24 protein-coding genes are annotated in these 26,698 nt (G+C 62.2%); 18 read left to right on the top strand and 6 right to left on the bottom strand.

The features are described from left to right. Nucleotides 1-128: 128 nt before the first annotated feature. The 4 genes from ACWBU6_RS12180 (at nucleotide 129) to ACWBU6_RS12165 (ending at nucleotide 2,763) form a co-directional block, all read left to right on the top strand. Nucleotides 129-989, top strand: coding sequence for an SPFH domain-containing protein (locus ACWBU6_RS12180; protein ID WP_452649048.1), 861 nt, complete (start codon nucleotides 129-131; stop codon nucleotides 987-989). Nucleotides 990-995: 6 nt separating this feature from the next. Then, nucleotides 996-1,187 carry a hypothetical protein gene (locus ACWBU6_RS12175; protein WP_452649047.1) on the top strand — a complete coding sequence of 64 codons (192 nt, stop codon included), beginning with the start codon at nucleotides 996-998 and terminating at the stop codon, nucleotides 1,185-1,187. A gap of 108 nt (nucleotides 1,188-1,295) precedes the next feature. Continuing rightward, nucleotides 1,296-2,168: an ADP-ribosylglycohydrolase family protein gene (locus ACWBU6_RS12170; protein WP_452649046.1), complete on the top strand. Its 873-nt coding sequence runs from the start codon at nucleotides 1,296-1,298 to the stop codon at nucleotides 2,166-2,168. Beyond that, entirely contained in the window at nucleotides 2,152-2,763 is a 612-nt protein-coding gene (locus ACWBU6_RS12165; protein ID WP_452649045.1) for a class I SAM-dependent methyltransferase, read from the top strand. The genes ACWBU6_RS12170 and ACWBU6_RS12165 overlap by 17 nt, the downstream gene beginning before the upstream one ends. A gap of 133 nt (nucleotides 2,764-2,896) precedes the next feature. Here the strand turns inward: ACWBU6_RS12165 and ACWBU6_RS12160 are convergent, their stop codons facing one another. Continuing rightward, nucleotides 2,897-3,385 carry a hypothetical protein gene (locus ACWBU6_RS12160; protein WP_452649044.1) on the bottom strand — a complete coding sequence of 163 codons (489 nt, stop codon included), beginning with the start codon at nucleotides 3,383-3,385 and terminating at the stop codon, nucleotides 2,897-2,899. A gap of 500 nt (nucleotides 3,386-3,885) precedes the next feature. Here ACWBU6_RS12160 and ACWBU6_RS12155 point away from each other — a divergent pair, with 500 nt between their 5' ends. The 3 genes from ACWBU6_RS12155 (at nucleotide 3,886) to ACWBU6_RS12145 (ending at nucleotide 7,410) form a co-directional block, all read left to right on the top strand. Beyond that, entirely contained in the window at nucleotides 3,886-5,598 is a 1,713-nt protein-coding gene (locus ACWBU6_RS12155) for a DEAD/DEAH box helicase (protein ID WP_452649043.1), read from the top strand. A 128-nt stretch (nucleotides 5,599-5,726) separates the two neighbouring features. Next, nucleotides 5,727-6,626, top strand: coding sequence for a L,D-transpeptidase family protein (locus tag ACWBU6_RS12150; RefSeq protein ID WP_452649042.1), 900 nt, complete (start codon nucleotides 5,727-5,729; stop codon nucleotides 6,624-6,626). A 10-nt stretch (nucleotides 6,627-6,636) separates the two neighbouring features. Next, nucleotides 6,637-7,410, top strand: coding sequence for a M23 family metallopeptidase (locus ACWBU6_RS12145; RefSeq protein WP_452649041.1), 774 nt, complete (start codon nucleotides 6,637-6,639; stop codon nucleotides 7,408-7,410). Here the strand turns inward: ACWBU6_RS12145 and ACWBU6_RS12140 are convergent. Beyond that, entirely contained in the window at nucleotides 7,401-7,937 is a 537-nt protein-coding gene (locus tag ACWBU6_RS12140; protein WP_452649040.1) for a DUF882 domain-containing protein, read from the bottom strand. The two genes, ACWBU6_RS12145 and ACWBU6_RS12140, sit on opposite strands and share 10 nt — an antisense overlap. 101 nt (nucleotides 7,938-8,038) lie before the next feature. Between ACWBU6_RS12140 and ACWBU6_RS12135 the strand changes: the two genes are divergently transcribed. The 5 genes from ACWBU6_RS12135 (at nucleotide 8,039) to ACWBU6_RS12115 (ending at nucleotide 13,475) form a co-directional block, all read left to right on the top strand. After that, complete coding sequence (locus ACWBU6_RS12135) at nucleotides 8,039-8,464, top strand: MarR family winged helix-turn-helix transcriptional regulator (RefSeq protein ID WP_452649039.1); 426 nt, start codon at nucleotides 8,039-8,041, stop codon at nucleotides 8,462-8,464. Then, on the top strand, nucleotides 8,464-9,723 hold the full coding sequence (locus ACWBU6_RS12130; protein ID WP_452649038.1) for an MFS transporter: 1,260 nt from the start codon (nucleotides 8,464-8,466) through the stop codon (nucleotides 9,721-9,723). Before ACWBU6_RS12135 ends, ACWBU6_RS12130 begins: the two co-directional genes overlap by 1 nt. A gap of 10 nt (nucleotides 9,724-9,733) precedes the next feature. Next, on the top strand, nucleotides 9,734-10,696 hold the full coding sequence (locus ACWBU6_RS12125) for a LysR family transcriptional regulator (RefSeq protein WP_452649037.1): 963 nt from the start codon (nucleotides 9,734-9,736) through the stop codon (nucleotides 10,694-10,696). A 156-nt stretch (nucleotides 10,697-10,852) separates the two neighbouring features. Next, nucleotides 10,853-12,136, top strand: a complete 1,284-nt coding sequence (locus ACWBU6_RS12120) for a Glu/Leu/Phe/Val family dehydrogenase (protein WP_452649036.1) — start codon at nucleotides 10,853-10,855, stop codon at nucleotides 12,134-12,136. 106 nt (nucleotides 12,137-12,242) lie between these two features. Beyond that, nucleotides 12,243-13,475 carry a malic enzyme-like NAD(P)-binding protein gene (locus ACWBU6_RS12115; RefSeq protein WP_452649035.1) on the top strand — a complete coding sequence of 411 codons (1,233 nt, stop codon included), beginning with the start codon at nucleotides 12,243-12,245 and terminating at the stop codon, nucleotides 13,473-13,475. Between the two features lie 90 nt (nucleotides 13,476-13,565). Here the strand turns inward: ACWBU6_RS12115 and ACWBU6_RS12110 are convergent, their stop codons facing one another. After that, nucleotides 13,566-15,395: a DUF885 domain-containing protein gene (locus ACWBU6_RS12110; protein ID WP_452649034.1), complete on the bottom strand. Its 1,830-nt coding sequence runs from the start codon at nucleotides 15,393-15,395 to the stop codon at nucleotides 13,566-13,568. A gap of 75 nt (nucleotides 15,396-15,470) precedes the next feature. Here ACWBU6_RS12110 and ACWBU6_RS12105 point away from each other — a divergent pair, with 75 nt between their 5' ends. Then, complete coding sequence (locus tag ACWBU6_RS12105; RefSeq protein WP_452649033.1) at nucleotides 15,471-17,537, top strand: prolyl oligopeptidase family serine peptidase; 2,067 nt, start codon at nucleotides 15,471-15,473, stop codon at nucleotides 17,535-17,537. Nucleotides 17,538-17,640: 103 nt separating this feature from the next. On the opposite strand, the gene senA is transcribed toward ACWBU6_RS12105, so the two are convergent. Further along, nucleotides 17,641-18,843: a selenoneine synthase SenA gene (senA, locus tag ACWBU6_RS12100; RefSeq protein ID WP_452649032.1), complete on the bottom strand. Its 1,203-nt coding sequence runs from the start codon at nucleotides 18,841-18,843 to the stop codon at nucleotides 17,641-17,643. A 36-nt stretch (nucleotides 18,844-18,879) separates the two neighbouring features. Between senA and senB the strand changes: the two genes are divergently transcribed. From senB to ACWBU6_RS12085, 3 genes are all read left to right on the top strand, one after another. After that, entirely contained in the window at nucleotides 18,880-19,866 is a 987-nt protein-coding gene (senB, locus tag ACWBU6_RS12095; RefSeq protein ID WP_452649031.1) for a selenoneine biosynthesis selenosugar synthase SenB, read from the top strand. Continuing rightward, nucleotides 19,863-20,912: a selenide, water dikinase SelD gene (selD, locus tag ACWBU6_RS12090; protein WP_452649030.1), complete on the top strand. Its 1,050-nt coding sequence runs from the start codon at nucleotides 19,863-19,865 to the stop codon at nucleotides 20,910-20,912. Before senB ends, selD begins: the two co-directional genes overlap by 4 nt. Before the next feature lie 125 nt (nucleotides 20,913-21,037). Further along, complete coding sequence (locus tag ACWBU6_RS12085) at nucleotides 21,038-21,805, top strand: flagellar regulator YcgR PilZN domain-containing protein (RefSeq protein WP_452649029.1); 768 nt, start codon at nucleotides 21,038-21,040, stop codon at nucleotides 21,803-21,805. On the opposite strand, the gene ACWBU6_RS12080 is transcribed toward ACWBU6_RS12085, so the two are convergent. Both ACWBU6_RS12080 and ACWBU6_RS12075 read right to left on the bottom strand, forming a co-directional pair. Further along, complete coding sequence (locus ACWBU6_RS12080) at nucleotides 21,783-22,424, bottom strand: hypothetical protein (RefSeq protein WP_452649028.1); 642 nt, start codon at nucleotides 22,422-22,424, stop codon at nucleotides 21,783-21,785. The two genes, ACWBU6_RS12085 and ACWBU6_RS12080, sit on opposite strands and share 23 nt — an antisense overlap. Nucleotides 22,425-22,454: 30 nt before the next feature. Continuing rightward, nucleotides 22,455-22,904 (bottom strand): Lrp/AsnC family transcriptional regulator, encoded by a 450-nt coding sequence (locus ACWBU6_RS12075; protein WP_452649027.1) that lies wholly within the window; start codon nucleotides 22,902-22,904, stop codon nucleotides 22,455-22,457. Between the two features lie 278 nt (nucleotides 22,905-23,182). Between ACWBU6_RS12075 and leuA the strand changes: the two genes are divergently transcribed. Together leuA and ACWBU6_RS12065 are read left to right on the top strand one after the other, a co-directional pair. Next, a complete protein-coding gene (gene leuA, locus ACWBU6_RS12070) occupies nucleotides 23,183-24,880 on the top strand; it encodes a 2-isopropylmalate synthase (protein ID WP_452649026.1) in 1,698 nt (565 codons plus the stop codon). A gap of 106 nt (nucleotides 24,881-24,986) precedes the next feature. After that, nucleotides 24,987-26,612, top strand: coding sequence for a methyl-accepting chemotaxis protein (locus tag ACWBU6_RS12065; protein ID WP_452649025.1), 1,626 nt, complete (start codon nucleotides 24,987-24,989; stop codon nucleotides 26,610-26,612). The last annotated feature ends 86 nt before the right edge of the window (nucleotides 26,613-26,698 follow it).

Genomic DNA, 26,698 nt, shown 5'->3' with positions numbered 1-26,698 from the left:
AAATGAACGCTTCTGAACAGGAATCGGGCTGGCGGAAAAAAAGGGGTTAAACATTCGAGAATAATTTGACAACCCCGAAAAGTGAGACTAAAGTGATATCACTTTGATTTAACCCTCCTGGATCGATCATGAACCGAACCGAAAAGCCGTTTTCGTCTTACAGTGGTTACCTGGCCTTGACCGTCGTCGTTTTGCTGGCGATCTTTGCCTTCCTTTTGCTGCGCGCATTCCAGCCGCTGTTGGCAGCGGCCTGCGCCGTCATAGCGGTATTCCTGGCGCCAGGGCTGTACATGCTGCAGCCAAACGAAAGCGCCATCCTTACCCTGTTCGGCCAGTACATCGGCACCGACCGCAATGAAGGCTTGCGCTGGGCCTTCCCCCTGTACCGCAAGCAGCGCCTGTCGCTGCGCGCCCGCAACCTGAATGCACCGACGCTGAAAGTGAACGACAAGCGCGGCAACCCGGTCGAGATTTCGGCAGCCATCGTCTGGCGCGTGCAGGACACCGCGCAAGCCATTTTCGACGTGGATGATTTCGAACGCTATGTGGCCGTACAAGCCGAAGCCGCAATCCGCCACCTGGCATCCAGCTATGCGTACGACGATGGTGAAGACTTGTCCAAGGGGGAAATGACACTGCGTTCCGGCATGGATGAAGTGTCGCAGGCCCTGCGCAGCGAGCTGCAGGAACGCTTCAAGGCAGCCGGCGTGGAAACGGTGGACGCCAAACTGACCCACCTCGCCTACGCGCCGGAAATCGCACAAGTCATGCTGCGCCGCCAGCAGGCCGAGGCCATCGTCAGCGCCCGCTCCCGCATCGTGCACGGCGCGGTCAGCATGGTTGAATCTGCGCTGAACGCGCTGGCCGAACGCGACATCGTTGAATTGGATTCCGAACGCAAGGCAGCGATGGTCAGCAACCTGCTGGTGGTGCTGTGCTCCGATAAGGAGACCCAGCCCATCGTCAACACTGGCACGCTGTATAACTGAGCCAAGATGGCCAGCCCCGGCAAAAAAGCATTCCCCCTGAGGATAGACCCGGCGTTGTGGGACGAACTGCAACGCCTGGCCGCCCAGGACCTGCGCAGCGTGAACGCGGAAATCGAGTTCCTGCTGCGCGAGGCATTGGCGCGCCGGGGCATCAAGCCGAAATCGCCGCACAGTCCAGCAACGAACGATGGCGATTAGTTTGGCCTGATAAAACAATGATTGTCAGCGCAGCTGAGTCTTCCGGGAACAGCAAATCGGGCGGGCACTTGTGCATCACGCTACCACATGCGAAAGGGAAAGGCTGGAATGCTGATTGAAATTGCGATTGGAGATGCCTACGGAGCGGGTTTTGAGTTCTGTGGCCGGGAGAAGATCGATGCGTACAACACGCTTGCCGCTTACGTCGAGCATGAGCTCGGGCTCGAGGCCGGCCGATATACCGACGATACACAGATGAGCATTGCCAACGCCGAAGTGCTGCTGGCCAGTTCCGACGCGCGCAGCGATGACTTCGCCGACGCCTATGTCCGCTGTTACCGGCGCGACCGCAGGCTGGGATACGCTAAGGGCTTGCAGGCGCTCCTGGACGAATGTGAGACCGGGGCCGTGCTCAGGCAGCGCATCCGCCCAGATAGCAAGCGAAATGGTGCTGCGATGCGGGCGGTGCCGCTGGGCCTAATGGCCGACAAACAACGCGTGATGGCGCTTGCCCGCGAGCAGGCACTAGTCACACACGCCACCAGCGCAGGCGTGTTGTCGTCGCAAGCGGTGGCATTGATGGCGCATGGGCTTTTGTATGAAAATGCTCGGCTGGACGCTTTGCCGGACCTCGTGGTGCAAGAGACGGGACTTTCTTTGCGCCGCGACTGGCAGGCAGAGATAGAGTGTGATGCGATTCAAACGATGCATGCAGTGAACACCGCCTTGCTCAGAAATCGCAGTATGTCTGGCCTTTTGCGTGACTGCGTGAACTTTGGTGGAGATGTCGATAGTGTAGCGGCCATCGCTATGGGATTAGCCTCGCTGTCCCGAGAATACGTCGCCGATATTCCGCACGGGTTGGTGGATGCGTTGGAAGACGGGACATATGGCCGGAGCTATTTGCGGCGACTTGATGAAGCGCTGGCGGAACGTTTTCCTGCCCTAGCCGACAGACGAACTAATGTCCGCTCAAGTTAGCGGCACAGAGGGTTACGCCGAGGAAGCAAAACTATTAATCGAACGATGGCGGAGTATATCTTTTGAGGATCAGCATGAAATAGTTTTCAGCCTTTTGCCGCCGGCCCCAAGCCTGGTATTGGACATCGGTTCAGGTATTGGCATTGATGCGGCTGCGTTCGCTGCGATGGGCCACCAGGTCGTCGCAGTCGAACCGACCAAGGAGTTGCGTATTCCAGGTATAGAAATGCATCGGACATATGCCGTTGAATGGCTTGACGACAGTCTTCCGAACTTGTCAGTCCTTCGATCAAGGTATCAGAAGTTTGATGTCATTATGCTGACCGCGGTGTGGATGCATCTCGATGAGGAACTTCGCCAAAAAGCAATGCCCATCGTGGCTTCATTGCTCAGCAAAACTGGTGTCATGATTATGTCGCTGCGTCATGGCCCAGTTCCAAGAGGCCGACGCATGTTTGAAGTAACAGCCGAGGAAACCGTGCAACTAGCGCGGTCTCATGGACTACAGCCGGTTTTGAACGTTCGCACCCAGTCAGTTTCGACAGAAAATCGGATGGCAGGCGTGACTTGGACGCGCCTTGCGTTCCGTAGGTAAGGAGTGTACTCGTGCAATAGGTGACGGTTGCCCGGTCACCTCGAAAGCAGCCATCCGCGCCTCGCCGGGGCTCCGTTCCAGGGCGCCGTGCGTGACGATTTGACGCGTGGTTGGGATTCGCTACTCAGGCTTCTTAGATATCAACGACCTTACGCAAGAGTCCCGGCGACACTCGCCACTGCTCACCGTCGCAGAGCAAGGAATAGGTTTTGGTGTTCATTCGAGTGATCGTGCCGATGCGTTCGCGCAGATGCTTGTCCGTGAAGCTGACGGTATCTCCGAGCCTGAATGCGCTCATGTCGGGACGACGCGGTGGCGCCTGTGATGCCTGTTCTGCGCGCTGTGCGGGATCGGCGACGATGGCGGCGTAAGGCAGCTTCCAGTGTGTGCGTGTGGCATCGTCCTGAACGGTCGCAGATGTTGCCTGAAGCTGGAGCACGCGGCCAGGCGCCAAGGTGCCGCGACGGTGATCGAAATACATGACGTTAGCGCCAAGGTGGAGATGGCGTCGTACCTCAAGAATGCGTTGCGGGTCGCTTAGCATCTGACTGACGGCCAGGCTAAGTTGATACAAGTCGATGCTGGGGGCGATGCGCAAGGCATCAATTAGGCGGGTATCCATGTCGCCAGTTTATCGTAACCGGCGTTGTTTTAGATTGGTTGCCGACGCACTTAATCAGCGACGTTCCATGGCAACAAATCGGCGACACATGGCGGCGGCACGCTGGCGGCCGCTATCGGAACCGAAGAACAGGAAGTTCTTGCGGGTCGAATTTGGCCTAACTACCCGAGGTCGGAAGTTCCCGCCGCGCAAACCATGCAATATTGCTCTGCCGCAAATCCAAACGAAAGCTACCGCACAGCAGCGTTTCCATGTATAATTCACCGCTTGTGCGCTGCAACACATCAACGCAGCTGAAAATAACAACACAAATAGCAGCTTCGCGAAACTATCTGCCGCATCCCTGAATTTGGATGCCGCCTAAAAAGCCCTTCCGCCCTGTGTGTCGTCGTTAATGACACCGTCCCGGCGCAAAGCTTTTGTGCCGAAATTTCTATACAAAATAGAGTCGTTTCGTTTTGGTTTAGCGTAGCTTTTTTCGCTTTTTACGAAAGATATACATGACTTTTGAAGCACTTGGTCTCCACACGTCCATCCTCAACGCACTGACCGAAGCCGGCTACACTGCGCCGACTCCAGTCCAGCAGCAGGCCGTTCCTGCCGCGATCGAGGGCAAGGACCTGTTGGTTTCCTCGCAAACCGGCTCCGGCAAGACCGCGGCCTTCATGCTGCCATCGCTGCACCGCCTGGCCAGCGCGCCTTATGCCGGCACGTCCGGCAAGACCGCCGCGCAAGAAGCCCAGTCGGCACGTGCCCGCGGCGAGCGTCCACGCTTCCGCCCTGCCCAGCCAAAGATGCTGGTGCTGACTCCAACCCGTGAACTGGCCCTGCAAGTCACCACCAACACCACCAAGTACACCTCGCATCTGCGCCACATCAAGTCGGTCGCGATTCTGGGCGGCATGCCGTATCCGAAACAGATGCAACTGCTGGCGAAGAATCCGGAAATCCTGGTGGCGACGCCGGGCCGTCTGATCGACCATATGGATCAAGGCAAGATCGACTTCTCGCAACTGGAAATCCTGGTGCTGGACGAAGCCGACCGCATGCTGGACATGGGCTTCATCGAAGACATCGAGAAGATCGTTGCTGCCACTCCTGAATCGCGCCAAACCATGCTGTTCTCGGCAACGTTGGATGGTGTGGTTGGCAATATGGCGCGCCGCATCACCAAGGACCCGCTGGTCATCCAGATCAACACCGCGACCACCAAGCACGAAAACATCGCTCAGCGCGTGCACTTCGTGGACGACCTGTCGCACAAGAACCGTCTGCTCGACCACCTGCTGCGCGACGAAACCATGGACCAGGCGGTGGTCTTCACCGCCACCAAGCGCGACGCCGACACCATCGCCGACCGCCTGAACATCGCCGGTTTCTCCGCTGCCGCGCTGCATGGCGACATGCACCAGGGCGCGCGTAACCGCACCCTGGACGGCCTGCGCCGCGGCAACGTGAAGGTGCTGGTTGCAACCGACGTGGCAGCACGCGGTATCGACGTGCCGAACATCACCCACGTGTTCAACTACGACCTGCCGAAGTTCCCTGAAGATTACGTGCACCGCATCGGCCGTACCGGCCGTGCAGGCCGCAACGGTATCGCTGTATCGCTGGTGAACCATGCGGAAAACATGCTGGTACGCCGCATCGAGCGCCTCACCCGCCAGCCGATCCCGGTCGAAGTGATCGAAGGCTTCGAGCCTAAGCGTGCAGCGCCTTCGCGCTCCGCATCGCGCCCAGGCTGGAAGCCAGGCGACGGACGTAACGCCAAGCCAGGCCAGCGTTCCTTCTCCAATCCGCGTTCGGAAGGCGGCCACTATCGCAGCGAAGGCAATCCGTTCGCAGGCGAGCGCAAGGAAGGCGGCTACCGCAATCGCAATGAAGGCGGCTTCCGTACAGAAGGCGGTTTCCGTTCCGATCGTTCAGATGGCGGCTTCCGCAGCGAGCGCCCTGAAGGCGGCTACCGCAACCGCAACGAAGGCGGCTTCCGCTCCGAGCGTCCAGCTGAAGGCGGTTTCCGCAACCGTGCTGACGGCGGCGGTTTCCGTTCCGAAGGCGGTTTCCGCGCTGAGCGTCCTGCCGAAGGCGGCTTCCGCAAGGAAGGCGGTTTCCGTGAGCGCGGCGAAAGCAACTTCCGCAATCGCGACCGCGATGCCGGCGGCTTCAAAGGCCCACGCACCGATGCTCCGCGCCGTCCATGGGGTGATCGTTAAAACCGGTCAACCTGGCTCAGACCCAAGGGTCTGACCCTAGTACCGAGGCCGCAGGGGCAACCCGGCGGCCTTTTTCTTTTGTACGTTACCGAACGGAGCGGCCTGGAAAACGGCGCGACACTGCGCCCATGAGAACAACCCTGATTGCCCTGTTGTTAGCCAGCACGGGCGCGCATGCGGCTCCGGACTCGCCCTCGCCAACCGTGCGCGCCCAAGTGCTGCTGGACCGGGCCAACTTTTCCGGCGGGCAGATCGACGGCGCGGTCGGCAGCAATATGCGACAAGCCTTGATCGGTTTCCAGCGCGCGCGCAACCTGCCGCAGACGGGCAAGGTGGATGACGCTACGCTCGCCGCGCTTGATGACGGCCAGCCAGTGCTGACTGCATACACCGTGACCGAGGCCGATGTCGCCGGCCCGTTCCAGCCAATACCGGAGGAGATGGCCGATAAGGCAAAGCTGCAGGCGCTTGGCTACTCCAGCGCCGCCGAAGCCCTGGGGGAACGTTTTCACGCCAGTCCGGCGCTGCTGCGCAAGCTCAACCCCGGCAAGGACATTGAGCGGGCCGGCACGCAAATAGTCGTGCCGAATATCGGCGGCGAGCGCCCCTTGCCGAAAGCGGCCAGCCTGGTCGTGGACCGCAGCGACAGTACAGTGACTTTGCTGGACGCCGGCGGCAAGGTGATTGCGCAAGTGCCTGCCAGTACCGGCAGCGAGCATGACCCGCTCCCCATCGGGCAATGGAAGGTGAATGGCGTGGCGCGCAACCCGCCCTTCCACTACAACCCGAAGCTGTTCTGGGATGCGCGACCCGGCGAGAGCAAGGCCACCATCCCGCCCGGACCGAACAACCCGGTCGGCGTCGCGTGGATCGACCTGTCGAAAGATCACTACGGCATCCACGGCACGCCGGAGCCGGGCAAGATCGGCAAAACGCAGTCGCACGGCTGCATCAGGCTGGCCAACTGGGACGCCGCGCGCGTCGCCGATGCCGTGGGGCCGGGAACGCCAGTCGTGCTGCAGGAATAAGGAGGCTGCCATGAGACCCATCGGCACATTCGGCACCCTGATTGCCGGCATCGCCCTTGGTGCCGCGGGCACGCTGCTGTTGCTTAGCCGCGTGCCGCTCGATAACCGTGAAACGGCGGCCATTACGATGCCTGGCGACCGTCCGGCAGCCGTACCGCAAACCGTACCGGCGAGCCAACCCGTCATCGATTCCGCCGCAGTGCCCGCACCGGCGCTCACGCCGACACCGGCGGCGCCGATCGATCCGCCGCACGCTGCCGCCCCCCTAAGGCCCGGCAAGGCGGGAGATTCGCTGGCCGGCATGCGTCCGAACGACAGCAGCGGGACCGGCGGGCCGGCAGCAAGCGGCAGCGGCAATTCACTGCTGATCCCCGTGGCCGGCGTCAAGTTCGCGCAAATCCAGGACACCTACAACCAGCCGCGCGGCTCCGAACGCGTGCATGAAGCGCTCGACATCCTCGCGCCGATAGGCACTCCGGTCTATGCAGTGGCAGACGGCAAGATCACCAAGCTATTCACCAGCAAACCGGGTGGGCTGACGATCTATCAGTTCGATCCGAGCGAGAAATATTCCTACTATTACGCCCACCTCGACCACTACGCCAGCGCGCTGAAAGAAGGCCAGCAGGTCAAGCGTGGCGACTTGATTGGCTATGTCGGCGCGACCGGCAATGCCGATCCGGCAGCGCCGCACCTGCATTTCGCCATGTTTGAACTGGGCCCGGAGAAGAACTGGTGGCAGGGTAAGCCGATCAATCCTTACCCGCTGCTGGCTCACCAGTGACGCACACGGCCCGTGTCCATGTGCACGAACTGTGAGGTCGGGTAGTAGCCGACACCTCCGCCCTGCAACGACAGCGCGGCCTTGTGCAAGCGCGCCAGGTCGCGCCCCGGAATGCGCACGTCGATCGCCTTCCCTTCGATATGCATGCTGTGCTTGGCCACACCGCCGCCGGCTTCGGCCAGCTTGCGGTTGGTTTCCGGCGAACGGTAGCCGGATATCACATGGATCACTTCATGATTGCTAAATTGCGAGCTGACCCGGTCGAGCAGCAATATCAGCTCGGGATCGATGGCTGCGATCTTGTCGTTGCGGTGGTCGCGCAGCAGGTGGTTGATGTCCTGCAGCGCCTCGGGGATGAATTGCCCTTCGGCCCAGAACATGGTGCGCAGGGTTTCGCCGGTATGCGTGTTGTAGAAGCGCAGGCTGCGCTCATGCGGCGCCGCGACGGCAGCGCGCGCCATGGCCGGCAGCGCCAAAGCCGATGCCACCGCGACGGAACTCTTGAGAAATGATCGGCGGTTGTTCATGACGCTAGTCTACCGCTGACACCGATTCCGATGTTATTTTATGGCGCGCGGCAAGAAGTTTCGATATACTTGAGTACTCAAGCACTTCTCAATGAGCAATCATGGATAACGCACTCGAATTCTGCCTGCGCCTTGCGCGCGCTCACGCCGCCATCATTCGCCGCCTCGACACCGTCCTGGGCGGCCACCATGGCCTCAGCTTCAGCGACTTCATGCTGCTGCAAAGCCTGGCCAACGCGCCTGGCGGCCGCCTGCGCCGGGTCGACCTGGCCGACCGGCTGGGACTGACCGCGTCCGGCGTCACCCGCACCCTGCTGCCGCTGGAGAAGACCGGCTGGGTGGCGCGCCAGGCTGACGAACGCGATGCGCGCGTCGGCTACGCGGTCATTACCGCCGCCGGCCACGCGCTGCTCGACAACGCCCAACGCACCGCCAATGAATACGCGGCCGATCTGCTGCGGCATTCAAAGGATGAAGAACTGGCGCCGCTGAACGCCGTTCTCGCCAACCTGATCGGACCACAATAATGACGCCCAGCCCAAGCCTGAAAACCAATGCCAACTTCCGCTGGTTGCTCAGCGGCGGCATCCTTTCCATGCTGGGCGATCAATTCACCCTGATTGCCCTACCCTGGCTGGTACTGAAACTCACCGGCGATCCCTTATCGCTTGGCCTGGCGCTGGCCCTGCTGGGCGCGCCGCGCGCGATCTTCATCCTGATCGGCGGCGCCGTGGTGGACCGCTATTCGCCCAAGAGCGTGTTTATGCTGACCAAGCACGCCAGCGCCTTGCTGGTAGGCGCCCTGGCGCTGCTTACGCTGACCGGGGCGGCCACGCTGCCGCTGGTGTATGCGCTGTCACTCGGCATTGGCCTGGCGCAAGCATTCGCCTACCCGTCCGGCAGCTCGATCTTGCCGCGCACCATTCCTGCGGACCTCCTGCAGGCGGCAAACGGCGCCATCATGGGTGTGCGCCAGGTCGGCATGCTTGCCGGTCCCTTGCTGGCCGCCCTGCTGCTGGCAATCGGCGACGCCGGCGATGCAACCGGCGGCATGCGTGCGCTCGGACTGGCATTCGCGTTCGACAGCCTGAGTTTCGTGGTCTCCGCGTGGACCTTGTCGCGCGTGGTGCCTCTGCCCGGCGCCACGCCGCCAGTGCCGCAAAACGTGCTGTACGCCGTCGGCGAAGGCTTGCTGTCGGTGTGGCGCGACGTGGAGATGCGCACCTGCTTCGCCTACTGGGCGCTGGTGTCCGTGCTGATCGGCGGCACCATGCAAGTGGCCCTGCCAGTGCTGGCCAAGGAACGCCTGCACGACGGCGCTGCCTTCGGCATGCTGATGGCAGCCCACGGCGCGGGCATGCTTGCGGGCATGGTCTTCTCCGGCATGAGCGCCAGGTACAACGCCGGCAAGCCTGTACGCATTGGCCTGCTCGCATTGTCGGTCGATGCAATGGCCGGCCTGCTGCTTATGCCGCTTGGCCTGATCACCGCGGCCTGGCAAGGGGGCTTGCTCCTGCTGTCGCTCGGCGCGCTGGTCGGCCTGGTGCAAGTGGCGGTGTTCACCTGGATCCAGAAGCGCGTGCAACCGCAGATGATGGGACGGGTGATGAGCATCTTCATGTTCATCATGTTCGGCCTGGCGCCGCTGTCTTCGGCCGCAACCGGATGGATCATGCAAAGCGCGACCCTGCCGCAAATGTTCTTTGGCGGTGGCGCAATCCTGCTGGTTTGCGCTACGCTTGCGTTGCTGTTCACGCCAATGCGCCGCATCGCAACCGCTGCTTAGGATTACATACATGGAAACAAAATGGCTGGAAGACTTTATCTCGCTGGTTGAAACAAATAGTTTCAGCCGCTCGGCGCAGCTGCGCCACGTGACGCAGCCGGCATTCTCGCGCCGCATCCAGTCGCTGGAGAACTGGCTGGGCATGGACTTGATCGACCGCACCTCCTACCCCACGCGCGTCACGCCGGCGGGCCTGGTGTTCTACGAACAGGCGCTGGAAATGCTCAGCCAGATCAACGGCGTGCGCGAGCTGTTGCGCGGCAAGCGGGCGGCGGCGCAAAACAGCATTGACCTTGCCGTGCCGCATACGCTGTCGCTAACCTTCATTCCGAAATGGATCACGCAGCTCGAGGAGGAATTCGCGCCGATCAATTCACGCCTGATGGCCTTGAACGTACACGATGCGGTGCTGCAGCTGGTGGAAGGCGGATGCGACCTGCTGCTTTGCTATCACCACCCACGCCAGCCGGTGCAGCTTGATCCCGGGCGCTACGACATGCTGGTGCTGGGGCGCGAGGCTTTGCGCGCCTATGCGCGCTGCGACAAGGCGAAGCAGCCGGAGTTCGTGCTGCCGGGACGGAAAACTTCCCCGCTGCCTTTCCTGTCCTACACCACCAATGCCTACCTGGGGCGCATGGTCGACCTGATCATGTCGGATGCGAAGCAGTCTTTGCACCTTGAGACGCACTACGAAACCGATATGGCGGAGGGCTTGAAGATGATGGCGCTGGAGGGGCGCGGGATTGCCTTCCTGCCGGAATCGGCGGTGACGCGCGAGGTGAAGCAGAAGCTGCTGGCGCGCGCCGATGGCGGGCGTGCGGAGTGGGAAATCGAGATGGAGATCCGCCTGTACCGCGAACGGCCTAGCGCGGCGCGGCCTGGCAAGGCGATTGTGGCGCGCCTGTGGGAGCACTTGGCGGAGAAGCAAAAGCCGGCTTCGGCAAAGCGGCGCGTGCCGGCTTCGGACCGTTAAAACCGGCCTGCGCCGGTTTGTAGTTTTGGTTCAAACACATGCCATTCCGACACGTTATGCAAATTTTGCATAACCGGATGCGCACTCGGCATTGGCTTCGGCAATTGCACAGGAATAAGATTCGCCGCGTTACCGAACAACTGAGCGAGTCACACAATGACCAACCACGCCTTGCCTTCTTACCTCAACTCCGAAGATCTCGGTCCTTGGGGCCAGTACCTGAAACAGATTGATCGCGTCACCCCTCACCTGGGCGGCCTGTCCCGCTGGGTAGAAACCCTGAAGCGCCCTAAGCGCATCCTCGTTGTCGACGTTCCAATCGAGCGTGACGACGGTACGATCGCCCACTACGAAGGCTATCGCGTTCAACACAATATGTCTCGCGGCCCTGGCAAGGGTGGCGTACGCTTCCACCAGGATGTGACCCTGTCGGAAGTGATGGCCCTTTCGGCATGGATGACGGTGAAAAACGCCGCCGTCAACGTGCCATACGGTGGCGCAAAAGGTGGTATCCGTGTCGATCCGAAGACCCTGTCCAAAGGTGAACTGCAGCGCCTGACCCGCCGCTACACCAGCGAGATCAGCCTGATCATCGGCCCGACCAAGGATATCCCTGCACCTGACGTCAACACCAATGAACAGGTGATGGCATGGATGATGGACTCCTATGCCATGATCGAAGGCAACCTGTCGACCGGCGTTGTCACCGGCAAGCCGATTTCGATGGGCGGCTCGCTGGGCCGTCGTGAAGCAACCGGCCGCGGCGTGTTCGTGACCGGCCGTGAAGCGGCTGCAAAGCGCGGCGTAGCAATCCAGGGCGCACGCATTGCAATCCAGGGCTTCGGCAACGTGGGCGGCATCGCTGCCAACATGTTCGCAGAAGCGGGCTCCAAGATCATCGCCGTGCAGGATCACACCGGCACCGTGGTGCACCAGGGCGGCCTGAACGTCGTTGAACTGCACAAGCACGTAGCGGAAACCGGCGGCGTGGCTGGCTTCCCAGGTGCGGAAGCAACCCAGGACCGCGATTCCTTCTGGGGCATCGAGTCCGACATCCTGGTACCGGCAGCACTGGAACAGCAGATCACCGCCAAGAACGCAGGCCAGATCCGCACCAAGATCATCCTGGAAGGCGCCAACGGTCCAACCACCCCTGAAGCGGACGACATCCTGAACGAAAAAGACATCCTGATCGTTCCGGACGTGCTGTGTAACGCCGGCGGCGTGACCGTGTCCTACTTCGAATGGGTGCAGGACTTCTCCTCCTTCTTCTGGAGCGAGGAAGAAATCAATGCACGCCTGACCCGCATCATGCAGGACGCGTTCAACTCCGTATGGGAAGTGTCGCAAGAGAAGAAGGTATCGCTGCGCACCGCAACCTTCATCCTGGCATGCACCCGCGTGCTGGCTGCCCGCGAAGTTCGTGGCCTGTACCCTTAATCAAATACCAAGCCGGGCGCCCGCGTAGCGCCCTGCAGCATACGCCCGCACAGGCTAAACTGGCCTGTAGCGGGCGTTTTTCGCAGAACAAAAGGAGAAGCACAGAATGAGCAGTCTTGAACAAAAGGCCCTGGAATACCACAAGGCCGGCACGCCCGGCAAAGTGGCCATTGCAGTGACCAAGAGCGTTGGCAGCCAGGACGACCTGGCCCTGGCCTACTCGCCAGGCGTAGCGGCGCCTTGCGTGGAAATCGCACGCGATCCGGCACTGGCCTATGAATACACGGCCAAGGGCAACCTGGTGGCAGTCATCACCAACGGCACCGCGGTGCTGGGCCTGGGCAATATCGGCGCACTGGCCGGCAAGCCGGTCATGGAAGGCAAGGCCATCCTGTTCAAGAAATTCGCCGGCATCGATTCCTTCGACATCGAACTGGACGAAACCGATCCGGACAAGCTGGTCGACATCATCGCCGCCATGCACCCTACTTTCGGCGGCATCAACCTGGAAGACATCAAGGCGCCCGAGTGCTTCTACATCGAACGCAAGCTGCGTGAACGCCTGAGCATCCCGGTATTCCACGACGACCAGCACGGCACCGCGATTGTGGTGGGCGCCGGCATGCTGAACGCCGTCGAGATGACCGGGCGAGACATCGCCGACGTGAAGATCGTCTGCTCCGGCGCCGGCGCAGCGGCTATCGCCTGCGTGGAACTGCTGGTCGATATCGGCGCACGCCGCGAGAACATTTTCGTGTGCGACTCCAAGGGCGTGCTGACCAAGGCCCGCAACCTGACCGGCGAGAAGGCCGACTGGGCGCAGGACACCACTGCCACCACGCTGTCCGACGTCATGGAAGGCGCCGACGTATTCCTCGGCGTGTCGGGGCCAGGCGTGCTGTCGCAAGCCGACGTGCAGCGCATGAAGAAGCAGCCAATCGTGTTCACCCTGGCCAATCCGGAACCGGAACTGCGTCCGGAACTGGTACGCGAAGTGGCGCCGGACGCGATCATCGCCACCGGCCGCTCCGACTACCCGAACCAGATCAACAACGCGCTGTGCTTCCCCTACCTGTTCCGCGCCGCGCTGGACACCGGCGCCACCACCATCAACCAGGAAATGAAGCGCGCCTGCGTGACCGCCCTGGCCGGCCTGGCGCACAGCGACGCCCGCTTCGGCAAGGACTACGTGGTGCCCGGCCTGCTGGACGACCGCCTGCTGCCAACCGTCACGCCGAAGATCGCCCAGGCGGCAATGCGCAGCGGCGTAGCCCGTAAAGAGCTGGACATGACCGCCTACTTCGAACGCCTCGAAGCGCTCGGCAAGCACCTTCTGTAATTAAAGTCGGGGTCAGCTCCGGCAATCGGACACGGGCTCAAGCGCTTAGCGCTTGAGCCCGTGTCCGATTGCCGGAGCTGACCCCGACCTTCATCTGCGGTGGGAGGCGATCCAGTCGTCCACCACACGCTCCAGCACTGTCATCGGCAAGGCGCCGTGGCTCAGGACTTCGTGGTGGAATTCCTTGAGGTCGAACTTGTCGCCCAGCTCGCTGCGCGCCTTTTCGCGCAAGCCGAGGATCGACAGCATGCCCACCTTGTAAGCCAGCGCCTGGGCGGGTGAAACGATGTAGCGCTCCACTTCCACCGTCGCTTCCTGTTCGGCCATGCCGGTAATGTCCATCATGTATTCGATGGCTTCTTCGCGCGACCAGCGTTTATAGTGGATGCCGGTGTCGACCACCAGCCGCACGGCGCGCATCATGTCGTCGCGCAGGCGGCCCAACTGGTCGAGCGGGTCCGGCGTCAGGCCCATTTCCGACGCGAGGCGCTCCGCATACAGGCCCCAGCCCTCCTGATATGCCGAAAAACTGATCACCCGGCGGAAAAACGGCACACCCTTCATCTCCTGCGCCAGCGATACCTGGAAATGGTGGCCCGGCATCACCTCGTGGAAGACCGTGCTGCGCATGCCAAATTTCGGGGTGTCTTTCAGCGAGCGCATGTTTGCATAGAACACGCCTGGACGTGAGCCATCCATCGCGGCGGGAATGTAATATGCAGTGGGCGCTGTCGCTGCCGATTCGGCCGGCGCGGCCCGCACTTCCACCGCAGCCTTGGGATGCGTACTGAACGCGCCCGCCAGCTTCTCATCGGCTTCTTGCATGATGGCGCGGTACTCCGCCAGCATCTGCTTGCGGCCCTCCTCCGTGTCGGGGTAGCGGTACTGCGGGTCGCGCTGCAGCTGCTGCATGCGTTCCCCGACACTGCCCTTGTCGAGCCCGATCTGGCGCAGCAGGCGGTCCATGATGCCGGTGAGGCGGTCGACGTCGGCCAGCCCAAGCTCGTGCACCCGTTGCGGCGTCAGGTTGGTCGAAGTGTGAAAGCGCACACACCAAGCGTAGTATTCGTCACCGCTAGGCAGCGACCAGGCGCCGTCGTTGGCCTGGACGCGGCCCTGCAGGTCGACGAAATGGCGGATCAATTCGGCATAGGCCGGGTAGACGCTTTTCCGGATCGCGTCTGCCGCGCCCTGCAGCAGCTCGTTGCGCACCTTTTCGCTCATGTCGGCCAGGGGGATCGCATCGAGCTTGGCCTTGAAGGTGGTATACAGCATGTTCTCGCGCGCCGGCCGGCCCGCGAAGCCGTGCATCTGCAGCAGAACCTTCTCGACCAGGAATTGCGGCGGCAGGATGCCGGCGGCCTCCTGGGCGCGCAGGCTTTCGATCAGTTGTCCGAACTTGCGCGGGAATTTCTCCAGGCGGGCGATGTAGCTCTCAGCCTCGCCCCGGGTAGTCACGCGGTGCACATCGGACATAAACTCGGGCAGCGAGCTTTGCAGGCCGCGCACCTGGTTGACCGGGAATTCATGGAGCTGGAAGCGCTCGCCCTCCGCCACCGTGGTCAGGTAATGATGCAGCGTGTCGTAGGACAGCTGCGCTTCGCGCCCCAGTTCATTGCGGTCGTAGCGGTCGAGCATGGCCAGGTTGTCCTTCATGTCCTGGTAAAACTCATGCCGGCGGCGCGGCGATTCGTCATCCAGCCGCGAACTGCTGAAATCCAGCCAGCCGGGCAGCACGCGCAGCTTCGACATCATCTCCGGGCTTTTCAGCGCAACGGAGGCAAAGCCGCGCATGTAAAACCATTCAAGCTTGAGCGGCTTCGAATACCACGTTTGCGTCAACAGTACGGCGCCGGCGCACAAGGCTGCGGTGGCGCCGGTCAATCCCCAGACCGCGATTTTCTTAGTATTGATCTCCATGCGCGGCATATTACAGTATCATGCCCGCTGGCCAGTCACTAGCTGGCAGATTTGATAACAGACCGGAGATCCCGAATGACCTTACGCCTGCTGGTACTGGGCGCCGCCATCGCTGCGGCTACCAATGCCGTTGCCGCCCCGCGCGGCTTGACCATCGAAGACCTGGCGAGCATGGACCGTGTTGGCAGCCCTGTGCTGTCGCCGGATGCAAGCCGCGTGGTGTACACCGTCCGCGCCACCAATATGGAAAAGAACCGCGGCATCACGCAACTGTGGATGATCGACCTGAAGGCCGCCAAGCCGGCCCCGGTGCAACTGACGCAGCACGATGCCAGCAGCAGCCAGCCGCAATGGTCCCCTTCGGGCGACGCCATCTATTTCGTCAGCGGCCGTTCGGGCTCCGCGCAAGTCTGGCGCCTGCCGATGAACGCCGGCGGCGAAGCGGTGCGCATTACCGATTACCCGCTGGGCGTGGAAAGCTTCCGCCTGTCGCCAAAGGGCGACCGCCTGGCCATGGCCTTCGAAGTATTCCGCGATTGCGCGGACCTGGCATGCACTAAAAAGCGCCTGGACGACAAGTCCAGGAACAAGGCGACCGGCATGCTGTACAACGAGATGTTCGTGCGCCACTGGGATACCTGGGCCGATGGCCGCCGCAACGTACTGTACTCAGCGCCAATCGACGCAAGCGGCAAGGCCGGCGCTCCGGTCAGCCTGAGCGGCACGCTCGATGGCGACGTGCACTCCAAGCCTTTCGGCGACAACGCCGACTACCACTTCAGTCCCGACGGCCAGAAAGTCGTGTTCTCGGCGCGTGTGGCGGGCAAGGCCGAATCCTGGTCCACCAATTTCGACCTGTACGAAGTCCCGGCCGCCGGCGGCGCCGCACCGCGCAACCTGACTGCCGAAAACCCGGCCTGGGACGCCAAGCCGTCCTTCTCCCCCGACGGCAAGACCCTGGCCTACCTGATGATGAAGCGCCCGGGCTTTGAGGCCGACCGCTTCCACGTGGTGCTGATGGATGTCGCCACCGGCAAAAAGCGCGTGCTGGCACAGGATTGGGACCGCTCCGTCGCCGACTACAAATGGCGCCCTGACGGCAAGGCCCTCCTGGCCAACGCCGACGACGTCGGCAACCATCGCCTGTTCTCGCTGGACCTCGGCTCAGGCAAGGTCACCGCGCTGACCGGCAAAGGCTATGCCGGCGAATTCGACGTGCAGAAAGACACCGTGATTTCCGCACATGCCTCGCTGGGCGGCGGTGCGCAGCTGGTCAAGCTGAAAACCGAAGGCGCCGAGCAGAAAGGCATGCAGCTGACCTGGGCCAACGCCGATCGCCTGAAAGATGTGAGGATGGCGGAGTACGAACAGTTCTCCTTCAAAGGCGCAAACGGCGAAACCGTGTACGGCCACGTGATGAAGCCTTGGAACTACGAACCGGGCAAGAAGTACCCGATTGCCTTCCTGGTGCACGGCGGCCCGCAAGGCAGCTTCGGCAATAGCTGGAGCTACCGCTGGAATCCGCAGGTTTATGCCGGCGCAGGCTATGCTTCGGTATTCATCGACTTCCACGGTTCGACCGGCTACGGCCAGGCCTTCACCGATTCGATCAGTGGCGACTGGGGCGGCAAGCCGCTGGAAGACTTGCAGAAAGGCCTGGCGGCTGCCGTGGCCAAGTATGACTTCCTCGATGGCCAGAACGCTTGCGCGCTGGGCGCCTCCTACGGTGGCTTCATGATGAACTGGATCGAAGGCAACTGGAGCGATGGCTTCAAGTGCATCGTCAACCACGACGGCGTGTTCGACCAGCGTGGCATGGCTTACTCCACCGAAGAACTCTGGTTCACCGAATGGGATAACGGCGGCACCTACTACGCCAACCCGAACGGCTACGAAAAATTCAACCCTGTGCACCATGTGGCCAAGTGGAAGACCCCGATGCTGGTGATCCAGGGCGACCTGGACTTCCGCATCCCGACCGCACAGGCGCTGGGCACCTTCACGGCGCTGCAGCGCCAGGGCATCGAATCGAAGCTGCTGGTTTTCCCGGACGAGAACCACTGGGTGCTGAAGCCCGCCAATTCGATCCTGTGGCACCACACCGTGATCGGCTGGCTGGATGACCACCTGAAGAAAAAGTAAGCCTTGAAGCCGCCTCCGGGCGGCTTTTTATTGTCTGGCCAGCGGCATCGAACGCACAGCCACGAACTCCCAGCCGCTTCCCGCCTGGCGCAGCAGCGTCAAGCTATTCGAATGCGCAAGTGCGGAAGCCGTTGAATATATCGTCGCGTTCCGGCAGGTAGAAGTTGCGGAACTTGGCCGAGCCAAGCCGCGACGGCGTGGCAAATGAGGCCCCGCGCAGCACCTGGTGGGTGCTGAACCAGGGCGCCGAATACTCGCGATAACGGTCGGCAGTAAAGCCCGGGTAAGGCTCGAACGGCGACGCCGTCCACTCCCACAACTGACCCCAGCGGAACGCCGGGTGCCCATGCAGCGCCGCGTACTCCCATTCCATTTCCGTCGGCAGCCGGCGATTGGCCCAGGCGCAGTAGGCCTGGGCCTCATACAGCGATACATGCCGCACCGGTTCGTGCGCCGCCAACGTCGTCAGGCGCCCGAACCGCATGGTGCGCCACTGCCCGTTGTCGCGGCGCCAATAACGCGGCGCCGAACGTTCCTGCCGCATCAGCCAGTCGGCGCCGGAATTGCTCCAGAACTCGCGCCGCTCGTAGCCGCCATCTTCCACAAAATCCGCGTACTGGGCGTTGGTGGTCAGCGTGGCGTCCATGCGGAATGGCGCAACATGGCAGGGATGCGCAAATTTTTCATTATCGAAGATGAAGCCAGCCGCATCCGGTGCGCAGCCCAGTTGCAGCGTGCCGCCGGGGAATGCAATGTCGCCCGGTGCACCGGTGGCACGTTCGTCATGGGTCAGGTGCGCCGGCGCCTGCAAACCCAATGTCTGCAAGGTGTAGAGAAAGGCTTCGCCATGCATGTCTTCGTGGGCCAGCGCCAGCCGGTACGGGTAAAGCGCTTCGTCCGTGTTCGGTTCGCGCGAGAGCTTGTCCAGGACGCGGTCCAGCACCTCATGGCAGTAGGTCTTGACGCCGCCGGTGCTCGGCAAGTCCAGGCTCCAGCGGCTGCGGTGCGGCACCATATTCGAATCGAACCAGTCGTCTCCCTTGCGCAGCAGGGACATATACAGCGCATCGGCCGGATGGCTGGAAATCGCTTCCCGCAAGACGAACCATTCCGCGAACCAGGCGGTATGGCCCAGCTCCCACAACGGCGGATTGACAATGCGCATTTGCGGCACCCGCATCGACACGTCCATGCCAGCGGCAACAAAGCAATCGAAAAGGCTCAGCGTATAATTGCGCGCAGCCTGCAAGGCATCGGCAAGTTGCTGTGTTCGGGCGGTCCGGAACGAGGCATGGATGGCGTTCATGGGTCGATTGTAGCGATATTTGAGCGAATTACACCAGTGAGCAAGCAGACAATCTGCATCGTCAGCCCGGCGCTGGCACAGGCCAACAACGGCAACTGGCAAACTGCCCGTCGCTGGGCACAGTTCCTGCGCACGCGCTACCTGGCCGACATTGCGTCCGACTGGCCTGCCGAAGCCGCGCCCGACCTGCTGATCGCCCTGCACGCGCGCCGTTCGGCCATACCGCTGGCGCGCTTCTGCGCCGCACATCCCGGCCGTCCAACCATCCTGGTGTTGACCGGTACCGACCTGTATCGCGACATCGGCAACGACGCCGGCGCGCAAGCCTCGCTGGAGCGCGCCGCCGCCCTGGTGCTGCTGCAGCCAGCCGGCCTCACTGAACTGCCGCCCCACCTGCGCCACAAGGCCCGGGTGATCTACCAGTCCGCACCCAGCCTGGCGCCAGTCGCGCGGCCTGCTAACCCACGCCATCATGACATCCTGATGGTTGGCCACCTGCGCGAAGAAAAAGACCCACGCACTTTCATGCTTGCCGCCTCGCACCTGGCAGCCCCCTCCGCGCGCCTGATTCAGATCGGCGGCGTGCTCGATCCCGAACTGGGCGAAGCTGCCACCGCAGCCAACGCGGCCTGGCCGGGACGCTACCAATGGCTGGGCCCCCTGCCCCACGCCGATACCCGCCAGCGCCTGAAACACGCCCACGCCATGGCGATCTGCTCGCGCATGGAGGGCGGCGCCAACGTCATCATCGAGGCGGTGACCAGCGGCGTTCCGGTGCTGGCGAGCGATATCAGCGGCAACCGCGGCATGCTGGGCGACGACTACCTTGGCTACTTCCCGCTCGGCGACGCTCAAGCGCTGGCCATCCTGGTCGACAAAAGCATCAACGACGCCGGCTGGTATGCAAAGCTGCAGGAACAATGCGCCCGCCGCGCCAGACTTTTCGCCCCCGAAGCCGAGCACGCAGCCCTGCTCGACTTGGTGGATAATCTGCTCCATACGAACCGAAAGACCCCATCATGAGCACTGAACCAATCAAACTCACCTCCTTCTCCCACGGCGGCGGTTGCGGCTGCAAGATCGCGCCCGGCGTGCTGTCCGAGATCCTGAAAAACACCAACGGCTTCCCTGTGCCGAAGGAGCTGATGGTCGGCATCGAGACCGCAGACGACGCCGCCGTCTATAAATTGAACGACGAGCAGGCCCTGATCGCCACCACCGACTTCTTCATGCCGATCGTCGACGATCCGTTCGACTTCGGCCGCATCGCAGCCACCAACGCCATCTCCGACGTGTACGCCATGGGCGGTACCCCGATCATGGCGCTGGCCCTGGTCGGCATGCCGGTCAACAAGCTGCCGATCGACGTGATCGGCAAGATCATCAAGGGCGGCGAATCGATCTGCAACGAGGCGGGCATTCCGATTGCCGGCGGCCACACCATCGACTCGGTAGAACCGATCTACGGCCTGGTCGTGTTGGGCCTGGTGCATCCGTCGAAGGTAAAACGCAACGCCGATGCCAAAGCGGGCGACGTGCTGGTGTTGGGCAAGCCGCTGGGCGTGGGCGTGCTGTCCGCCGCGCTGAAGAAAGGCGTGCTGGGCGATGAAGGCTACCAGGCCATGATCGACAACACCACCAAATTGAACAAGCCAGGCAAGGCCCTGTCCGAACTGCCCGGCGTGCACGCGCTGACCGACGTCACCGGTTTTGGCCTTTTGGGCCACCTGCTGGAACTGGCACGCGGCGCCAAGCTGACCGCCCGGCTGAATATGTCGCAGATCCCGCTGCTGCCGGGCGTCGAGAAACTGGCGCATGACGGCTTCTTCACCGGGGCCTCCGGCCGCAACTGGGACGCTTACGGCAAGGACGTGCTGCTGTCGCCGCACATCACCCAGCCGCAGCACACCCTGCTGACCGATCCGCAAACCTCGGGCGGTTTGCTGGTGTCCTGCGATCCATCGAGCGTCGACGCAGTTCTGGCCCTGTTCCGCAGCCACGGCTTCGAGCACGCCGCCGTCATCGGCGAGATGGCCGCCGGTGAGCCACGCGTGCAAGTCGCCGCCTGACAGTCCCCGCCAGCCGCCCCTGTCTTCGGCGGCTGGCCCGCCTCTTTTCAGGAACTTAAAAGAGGTTGCCATTTGGCAATTCGCGTCCTATGATGAGGTTATAAACAGCCCCGTATGCACGCGATATGCTGCTCAATGAGCCTCATGCCGTCCCGATCCGCAAAGGACCACCGCGGCCGCAAGACGCGCTAGCCCCGTTCATCGCTTCCGCCAGCTCGTTCGACATGACGAGCGAAGACGAGATCGGCGACGCGCTGACACTTCTTGCTGCGACCGGAGACGCGATCTCGATGTACGTGCCCGGCAACCGCGAGCCGGTCCTTGGGCGCATCCTGTCCGTCGACCCGCAGTTGCCGCATTTCGTGATGGAGTTGAACGAAGGTGCTGTCCTGCAGCCCGGCAAAGTCACTTTCGTAAGCTGGCTGCGTACCGCCAAGCTGCAATTTCGCCTCTCCAGCCAGGAATGGAAGCCCGTCGCAGGCAAGCCGCACCTGATCCCGATGACATTCCCGGAAACCTGCACGGTGCTGAACCGGCGCGCTTCCGAACGCATGGAAACGCCGCTGGGAGCGAATTTCATGGCCTCATTCGTATTGAACGGCCATGCGTATGAGCTGCCAATTTACGATCTTTCGCTGGGAGGCATCGGCCTGCGCTGCTCGAAGGTCGAGGCGAAAGGCTTGCTCAAGGGGCGCAAGATCCCCGACGTCCTGCTGGAGCTGGGAGAGGATATCGAGATCGCCACGGAGCTTGAGGTCCGTTTTACGCGCGGCTTCCGCTCCTTCCTGCTCGGCGAGCAGCTCCATATCGGCTGCATGTTCATCAACGTGGCGGCGGAGACGGCGGCGCAGCTCGCCGCACAACTGCCGCTCATTTCAGGAAGCGGAAAGTAGGTTCGATGTTCTTCGCATGAAGGAACGTGACGATGTCTTCCAGCGTCGCGTCCTTCAGCAGCAAGCCATCCGGTACGGCACCACCAGGCCCCGGTGCCGAGCCCTGCTCCGGATTTGCCACCGCAGCGGACGGGCGCAGTTGAGCGAGCGCTTGCGCAAACTGGGCCGCCCCAATGCTTTCCAGGCCTTCGAGCAAGGCGACTTGCCCCGCTTCTGGCGGCTGCATGTCGAGCCCTTCGTCGCCGGCAAAGGAGGCGCCCATGCCAGGATGGATGAAGGCCGACCACTTGCCGCCAGCCTGGTTCAGGAACGGCGGCAATGGCGCTACCGTAGCCTCGGCGCCGGGGCATACCAGCCTGGCGAATTCCTGCGCCTGCACCGCCGTTACAGGCTGCTGCAGGGAGAGCCAAAGCCCAAATGCGCCGTCCCCGGAAATGCTCACCGCTGGAGCGGGCAAGCCCAGCTCCGCTTGCAGCGAATTAGCCACCGCACAAAGCCGCTCCCAGTGCGACGCCTCGCCCTCGCCAGCGAGCTTCCTGAAGGACAGGCAAATGCGACGGGTACCGCCATCCGGCGGCGCAAGATAAAGTCGGCTCAATTCTGCATTCAGCTTTTGCATCGGAATCCTGCAATCAAATCATCGGGGCCGCTATTCTGTCACAGACAGCGGCGCACGCACGGGAGTCTGGTGCAGGATTACACGGCTATAGGTGTCCTGCACGCCGGCGCGGTCGCGCAAGGTATCGATCAGCCGCAGCAAATGGGCCTGGTCTTTGCAGGCCACGCGCAGCAGGCCGTCGTAATTGCCGGTCAGCAGGGCCACTTCCAGCACGCCTGGAATGGTCTTCACGATCTCCTCGAATTCGTGGGTATTGGTGCCCGACTTCAGCTTGACGTCGATATAGGCCTGCAGGTGCAGGCCAAGGGCCGCGTGGTCGATGCGCGCCTCGAATCCGAGCACGGCGCCATCGGCCACCAGGCGCCGCACGCGGTCCGCCACCGTGTTCGCACTGAGGCTTACGCGCTCACCTAAATCCTTAAAACTTATCCTCGCATCATCGCGCAAAAGCCCGATTATTTCTCGATCAATCCTATCCATTTCCGATCTTTCTTCGTTAATGCCCGTATTCTAGCAGCACAAAGTGCGAAAACATCGCAAGCTACCGCCGAGATTTTTTCTTGACAAGGGCAAATCCGGTGCCTTACATTGGCCGACATGACCTCGCATCTGCACGTTTCCGCTCACCTGCCAGGCGCCCTATCCCTAGGGGCGCTACTACTGGCACGCGCCTGATTTCCCCCTGGCTGTACCCCACGTTGGCCGCCCTTGCGCCACGTCCCGGTTTCCAAAAAATTGAAAAACACAGGAGTATCACCATGATGTTGAAGAACCCTGCCGCGAAATATCGTCCCTACCCGACCGTCGGCCTGACCGACCGCACCTGGCCCAACGCCGTCATTGCCAAGCCGCCAATCTGGATGAGCACCGACCTGCGCGATGGCAACCAGGCGCTGATCGAGCCGATGAGCGTGGAAAAGAAGATCAAGTTCTTCGAGTTGCTGATCAAGGTGGGCCTGAAGGAAATCGAAGTGGGCTTCCCTTCCGCCTCGCAGACCGATTTCGATTTCGTGCGCAAGCTGATCGAGGAAGACCGCATCCCGGACGACGTCACCATCATCGTGCTGACGCAGGCCCGTGAGGAACTGATCCGCCGCACCGTGGAATCCTGCATCGGCGCCAAGCGCGCCATCGTGCACATGTATAACTCCACCGCGCCGGTATTCCGCAAGGTGGTGTTCGGCGCCAGCCGCGAAGAGATCACCAATATCGCCACGTCCGGCACCAAGCTGGTAAAGGAGCTGCTGGCCCAGCATCCGGAGACCGACTGGGCGTACGAATACACGCCGGAGTCCTTTTCCACCACCGAACTGGATTTCGCCAAGCACATCGTGGACGCGGTCTCCGCCATCTGGCAGCCGACCCCGGACAAGAAGATGATCGTCAACCTGCCCGCCACCGTCGAATGCTCGACCCCGAACGTGTACGCCGACCAGATCGAATGGATGTCGCGCAAGCTGGAACGCCGCGACGCCATCATCATCTCGGTGCACCCGCATAACGACCGCGGCACCGGCATCGCCGCCGCCGAATTCGCGGTCATGGCCGGCGCCGAGCGCGTCGAAGGCTGTCTGTTCGGCAACGGCGAGCGCACCGGCAACGTCGACCTGGTGACCCTGGCGCTGAACCTCTACACGCAAGGCGTGCATCCGGGCCTGGATTTCTCCGATATCGACTCCGTGCGCAAGGTGGTGGAGGAATGCAACCAGTTGCCGGTGCACCCGCGCCATCCATACGTTGGCGACCTGGTATTCACGGCCTTCTCCGGCTCGCACCAGGATGCGATCAAGAAAGGCTTCGCCAAGCAACAGGAAGGCGCACCTTGGGAGATCCCGTATCTGCCGATCGACCCGCAGGATTTGGGCCGCAGCTACGATGCCGTCATCCGCGTCAACAGCCAGTCCGGCAAAGGCGGCATGGCCTACCTGCTGGAACAGGATTACGGCCTCGAGTTGCCGCGCCGCCTGCAGATCGAGTTCAGCCGCGCGGTACAGAAAGTGGCCGACCAGACCGGCCTGGAAATCACATCCGAAGGCATCTACCGGATCTTCGAAAACGAGTACCTGAACCAGGCCGCGCCTTACGCCTATGTGTCGCATAAGATGGTGGAAGACAGCGCCAGCGACGAACCGGTGCAGATCGATATCGGCCTGCTGCACAACAAGGCTTCGATGTCGCTGCAAGGCGGCGGCAACGGCCCGATCGATGCCTTCGTCGACGCGCTCGGCCTGGACGTCACACTGATGGACTACCACGAGCATGCCATCGGCCACGGCGCCAATGCCAAAGCGGCCTGCTACGTCGAGCTGCGCCTGGACGGCGGCCCTACCCTGTTCGGCGCCGGCATCGACAGCAATATCGTCACCGCATCGTTCAAGGCCGTGCTGAGCGCCATCAACCGCCAGATCGCATTGAAGGCGGAAGTCCCGGCTAGCATCGCGCAAGCGGCTGCCTGAGCGGTTTTTCATTCGGGGGCGGCCTGCGTGCTGTCCCCAAAAATGTCTCCTTGCGGCATTTACCTATACTGGTAAATCGTTTTCCATGCCGCCGGAAGGAGCATTCATGCGCATTGCCAACCTGAAGATCGGGACCCGCCTGGGTTTGTGTTTCGCAATTGTCTTCGCCTTGATGGCAATGCTGATCGCCGTAAGCAGCCAGCGCCTTTCCAGCATCGGTGATCTGAGCTCCACCATCATCGACAAGGATTGGGTCAAGGCCGACGCGGCGGCCACGGTCACCGCCACCACGCGCGCCAATGCAGCGCTGGTGCTGCAACTGCTGCTTGTAACCGATGCCGCCCAATCCGCCGAATTGCGCAAGCAGGTCGAAAAGAACAAGGCCGCCATCACGGACGCGCTGTCCACGCTCGACAAGCTGGTCTACCGACCCGCCGGCCGCGAGCTGCTGGCGCAGGTGGCCAATGAACGCGCAGCCTATGTGCAATCGTTTTCCGGTGTTCTCAAACTGCTCGAAGAAGGCCAGCGCGAACAGGCTTCGCAGCGCGCACTGTCGGAAACCATGCCGCGCCTGGCCAGGCTGCAGGCAACGGTGGAAAAGCTGGCCATCCTGCAGGACGGCATCGTCACGGCCAATGGCGCGGAAATCAGGCAGCACATCGGCGCCGCCCAGGCGACGATGGTGGCGCTCGGCCTGGCGGCGCTGGTGCTGGGTGCCGCCTGTGCTGTCTGGGTCACGCGCTCGATCACCCGCCCGATCAACTATGCCCTGAACGTCGCCCGCACTGTCGCATCGGGCGACCTGAGCAGCCAGATCAAGGCCCATTCGCAGGACGAAGCCGGCCAGCTGCTGCAAGCCCTGCGCGAAATGAACGATGCGCTGTCGCAGATCGTCGGCCAGGTGCGCAACGGCACGGTGGCCATAGCCTCCGCCTCCGGCCAGATCGCGACCGGCAATATGGATCTGTCGGCGCGCACCGAGAACCAGGCCTCGGCGCTGGAAGAAACCGCATCGTCGATGGAAGAGCTGACATCCACCGTCAAAGCCAATGCCGACAATGCGCGTGAAGCGGACAAGCTGGCCAGTACGGCCTCTTCCATCGCCCAGCGCGGCGGCGAGGTGGTGTCGCAGGTCGTATCGACCATGGGCTCGATCAACGATTCCTCGCGCAAAGTGGTGGACATTATCGCGGTGATCGATGGCATCGCCTTCCAGACCAACATCCTGGCATTGAATGCGGCCGTGGAAGCTGCGCGTGCGGGCGAGCAAGGCCGCGGCTTCGCCGTAGTGGCCAGCGAAGTCCGCAACCTCGCCGCCCGCTCGGCCAGCGCAGCCAAGGAAATCAAGGAACTGATTTCCAGCTCGGTGCAGCAGGTCGATGCAGGCGCAAGACTGGTTGCCCAGGCCGGCGCCACGATGGAGGAGGTGGTGTCGGCGGTCCAGCGCGTGACCGGCATCGTCGCCGAGATCTCGCTGGCCACGCGCGAGCAAACCGACGGCATTGAACAGATGAACATGGCCATCATGCAGATGGACCAGACCACGCAGCAGAACGCCGCCCTGGTGGAACAAGCCGCTGCTGCCGCCTCGGCCATGAGCGACCAGGCAGCCGAACTGGAAACCCTGGTCAGCCAGTTCCGCCTTTCCGGAGAGGCGGCCGGGCCCCGGCGGCCGGCCCTGGCTTCGCAGCCACGCAACACACCGCGCCTGGCCAGCGCGCACAACGCTTAAATATCATTTCCGCCTGGAAACCGACTGATGTATAATCGTGAACTTATAAACTGAGCAACAGGAAAATCACGCCTGATAAGGGTCCA

This window comes from Pseudoduganella sp. HUAS MS19 (genome assembly GCF_053615455.1).
The sequence above is the reverse complement of the archived record's forward strand: the minus strand, read 5'-3'. Positions and strand labels throughout refer to the sequence as shown.